The organism is Chryseobacterium sp. HMWF035 (assembly GCF_003094695.1).
GTDB classification, from domain to species: domain Bacteria; phylum Bacteroidota; class Bacteroidia; order Flavobacteriales; family Weeksellaceae; genus Chryseobacterium; species Chryseobacterium gambrini.
The window spans coordinates 34544-38167 of the sequence record NZ_QEHP01000143.1; the positions used below are offsets into that span (position 1 = coordinate 34544).

The window sequence follows — 3624 nt, forward strand, 5'->3', positions numbered from 1 at the left end:
AAAATTAGTCAACAAAGAGGTCGATTTGGACCTGACAAAAATTGACGGCAATGCCTATTCTATTATGGGTTACTTCTCAAGAGAAGCAAGAAGGCAGGGCTGGGAACAGCATGAAATTGATCTTGTTCTGGAAGAAAGCCAAAAAGGAGACTACAACCACCTTGTGGCTGCCATACTTCTGTATTGTGAATCTCCCGGTGAAGCATCCGAAGATTTCAAATCTTCTGAATATGAAAACAATGAAGAATAACTATGGGAACACGAAGCTTAACGGTGGTAATCCACAAAGGTGAAATAAAAGTAGCCCGGTACGGACAGTGGGACGGTTATCCCGAAAGTCTGGGAATCTCCACCCTGTCTTTTCTGAGGAATTCAGCAAAGGTAGAATTACTGAAACAGGTGTTACCTAAAGTATGCTTTTTTAGCACCAGCCATTCCCCGGAAAATATGGATATGAGCCGAAACCCCGGAATATACTTTGAGGGGAATTGGGGAAATGATCCTGAGGGTAATGGAACATTCCGTCATACTGCCCCAGGCACAAATGATCCCATATTTATTTCGGGATTGCGGGAAGACGAACATATTCTTGAGCTTATCCTTGGGTATAAAGACCGCGTGGGGATTATCCTGACTGATGCCTATGGCTTTGCCGCAGAGAGTCTCTGGTGCCCGTGGGCGTATGTGACAGACTTTGACAGGAATACTTTTGAAGTCTATTGCGGGTTCATTAGCGGAGGAATAGCTCCGGCGGATCGTTTCTACCATTTATACAAAGAGGTTTCGGATTATTATCCCGTGAAACTTCTGGTACGTTTTCCTTTAGATCAGCTGCCGGGTGACGATGAGTTCATTGTCACATGCCGAAAGCTTTTAAAAGAAAGATAATCCTGCAAAAAGGAAAAGTATCAGACTGTAGACAGCGGATGGCAGCATTCACCGCTTACCCTCTGAAATTCAAATATTAAATAACCAAAAAAATCAAATTCCTTAAATCAAATGACAACCAACCCAACCAAAGACCGCCTGCTCATTTTATGCTATCTTACTTTTTTGCAGAATCTGCTGCAGGCAAAAAGAGATTTCCGGTATTGTGAGATTCTGCTCACTTTATTGGAGAAAGAAGACCTTATTGCTGTTATCCTGTGGATCGGTGAAGGAGAGCTTCCTGAAGACTTAACAGATGTAGAAACGATGGATAAAGAAGAACTGCTGGATTTTATCGGTGGTGACTTTATTGTAGTTCCTTATCTTATTGAGTACTGGAAGAGTAAAACGGATTACCCCGTTACTCCCGAAAAAGTACACCATGTACTCACCCGGCTCCAACTGCAGAATCATTATCTGGGGGAAAAAAATATTCCGGATTGGGATCCATATGATTACAGCAATTATAATACACTCTGCGAAAAAGCAGGAATTCCGAAAACGGTGTACGGAATCTTTGACAACGATGTCAGTGAAGAAGACAAATACATAACCGCTCCTCTTCACGGATTTTTCCTTCATGAACATCAGGCACAGACTCTTCTCAACAATAGGGAAGATAAAGAATCGTATAAAATCCTGATGCTTTAGCACATGTTTTAATATGGGTTTCCGACTGATAACCAATGGTTATCAATAAGAAATGAAAATAATGAATAAGTGTTTTCAGTGTATCGATGTTTCAGTGCCCCAATATAAAAATGGAATAATACACTTTACATTCGGGATCACTCCGAAAACCAAATATCAGACAACCAATACCAGCATTATGAAAAAAGAACCTTTTTTGGAATATTTTAACGACATCCATAAGGCAACGGACTTTGCCCTCTGGCAGAGTTTTAAGCACAGAAAGACAAAGGAACAGTTCGGGATTCTGGACGGACCGGTAAACAATTATGCCGTGGTCAACCGCACCATGCTTGAAGATCTGGATATGGAATTCAGGCTCGCTGTTCCCGAGGATTACCACTGGATGAATTACGCAAAAATACGGCTCATCCGCACCGATGAAGATCCCCTTCCTCATTGGGAGGAACTGATGGGAGCCTTTTCTGTGATGAGTGGAGAAATCCTCAGATTCATCCTTCACTACAGAATTCCCCTTAAGAAAATCATCCGCTATGAGCTTGCTTCACGCGGATTTGATGAAAATCATGAATGGGTGGGTTTTGAAAAAGCAAAACAAATATGGATGAAATAATTCGCCAAGTAAAACAATAAAAAATTATGAAATTAATGACTGAAACCCTGGAAACAAGATTCGGCGAAATCGGCAGCCAGGGTGACGAAGAAAATCCGCTGATCATTGCCCGGTTCTTTAATCCCTGCGGTCCGCAGACGTGGTATGCCACCGAATATGATCCTGCAACAAGAATCTGCTTCGGTTATGTTACCGGAATGGGATTCGATGAGTGGGGAAGCTTCTCCATAGATGAACTGGAAGCCCTGAAATTACCATTCGGGCTTACCATCGAAAGGGACTGCTATTTTGAAGAAATAAGGTTTAATGATCTGGATGAATAATCAGAAAGAAATCAAGCAAAAACAACGTAAAAAACAATTATCCTTATAGTCATGAAAGCAACCCAAAGACTTATCTCCATCATATGGACGGTGGAATACGAAAAAGTCTCTGAAGGAAAAGTCAGGATTCTGAGTTACACCAATACAGATCCTGAAGGATACACAAGGGAGAAAGAACTTGCGCAGTGTGAACTCATAGAAACGGAAGACCGAATCGTCACACATTTATGGTTAAAACCGTATGATAATTTTGACCCGTGGGTGAATACAAAAAATGTCAAAGAAAAATATGAAGTCATCAATCCGCAACATATTTTCTCTTATGATCCCGGAAAGAAATAAAGAAGAAAAAAGAAAGCAAACAAAGTAAAAACAACAAAAATTATAATGGATACGAACAAACAATCCTTACTGAAAATCTTTTCGGTGCTGCTCAAAAAGAAAGCCGCCGAAAAAGAAAGTACGGAAACTAAAACCATCAGCCCTGTCCTGATTAAATATTTTTCAAGAAAGGAGCTTGTGGAAATGGTTTCCCAGACTTACGGAGAGCAGCTTCCCGAAGGAAAAAACCTGCTGGAACTGGAGAATGAAGAAATCCTGAACCTTATTGAGTCCGATTACCAGATCATCATCTATATGTGTGAAAAATGGCTCAAAGAAGAACAGGAACAAAAACAGAATCCGATTCCGGCATTGGAAAATAATGACTCTTCTGCTGAGAGAAATCAATCCGGTGAATCTTCAGCTTCTGAAAATACAGAAGAAAAAAATGAAAATGTTTTAGATTCTGCGGAAAAGAACGAAGAAAAACCTTCATCAGATCAGGCATCTGATGATAAAGTTTTGGATTCTTCCGATGAATCATCGGAAACGGAATCATTACAGGAAGAAGAAAATGTAGAGTTTTCCGATAGCGGGAAATACTCCCCTGAAGAAGATGACAAAGCATACGGATCCAATGATCAGGATGTGAACGGTCCGGAAGCAGACGATGAAGAAACCTCCGGACAGGCAGATTCCTCTTTCACTTCTTCCAAAGCGAAACACAAAAACAAAAAACACCGTTAATGGTTTTCCGCTAACGGATTAATCAAACCATTGTATGATGGT

General features: G+C 40.8%; 7 protein-coding genes. All 7 read left to right on the forward strand.

The genetic code is table 11. The features are described from left to right. On the forward strand, positions 1–250 hold a 250-nt coding region (locus DD829_RS22525), incomplete at its 5' end, for a hypothetical protein (protein WP_228408271.1). A 2-nt stretch (positions 251–252) separates the two neighbouring features. Next, positions 253–888, forward strand: a complete 636-nt coding sequence (locus tag DD829_RS22530) for a hypothetical protein (RefSeq protein ID WP_108411730.1) — start codon at positions 253–255, stop codon at positions 886–888. A gap of 111 nt (positions 889–999) precedes the next feature. After that, positions 1000–1578 (forward strand): hypothetical protein, encoded by a 579-nt coding sequence (locus tag DD829_RS22535; RefSeq protein ID WP_116548169.1) that lies wholly within the window; start codon positions 1000–1002, stop codon positions 1576–1578. A 61-nt stretch (positions 1579–1639) separates the two neighbouring features. Beyond that, positions 1640–2191, forward strand: a complete 552-nt coding sequence (locus DD829_RS22540) for a hypothetical protein (protein WP_123906972.1) — start codon at positions 1640–1642, stop codon at positions 2189–2191. A gap of 26 nt (positions 2192–2217) precedes the next feature. Further along, positions 2218–2514, forward strand: a complete 297-nt coding sequence (locus DD829_RS22545; protein WP_116548170.1) for a DUF2958 domain-containing protein — start codon at positions 2218–2220, stop codon at positions 2512–2514. 51 nt (positions 2515–2565) lie between these two features. Then, complete coding sequence (locus tag DD829_RS22550) at positions 2566–2856, forward strand: hypothetical protein (protein WP_116548171.1); 291 nt, start codon at positions 2566–2568, stop codon at positions 2854–2856. Positions 2857–2901: 45 nt separating this feature from the next. Then, positions 2902–3582 (forward strand): hypothetical protein, encoded by a 681-nt coding sequence (locus DD829_RS22555; protein WP_116548172.1) that lies wholly within the window; start codon positions 2902–2904, stop codon positions 3580–3582. The last annotated feature ends 42 nt before the right edge of the window (positions 3583–3624 follow it).

Coding starts and splice junctions, on each gene's coding strand:
- DD829_RS22535 (WP_116548169.1), top strand. CDS start 1,000: ATGACAACCAACCCAACCAAAGACCGCCTGCTCATTTTATGCTATCTT.
- DD829_RS22530 (WP_108411730.1), top strand. CDS start 253: ATGGGAACACGAAGCTTAACGGTGGTAATCCACAAAGGTGAAATAAAA.
- DD829_RS22555 (WP_116548172.1), top strand. CDS start 2,902: ATGGATACGAACAAACAATCCTTACTGAAAATCTTTTCGGTGCTGCTC.
- DD829_RS22545 (WP_116548170.1), top strand. CDS start 2,218: ATGAAATTAATGACTGAAACCCTGGAAACAAGATTCGGCGAAATCGGC.
- DD829_RS22550 (WP_116548171.1), top strand. CDS start 2,566: ATGAAAGCAACCCAAAGACTTATCTCCATCATATGGACGGTGGAATAC.
- DD829_RS22540 (WP_123906972.1), top strand. CDS start 1,640: ATGAATAAGTGTTTTCAGTGTATCGATGTTTCAGTGCCCCAATATAAA.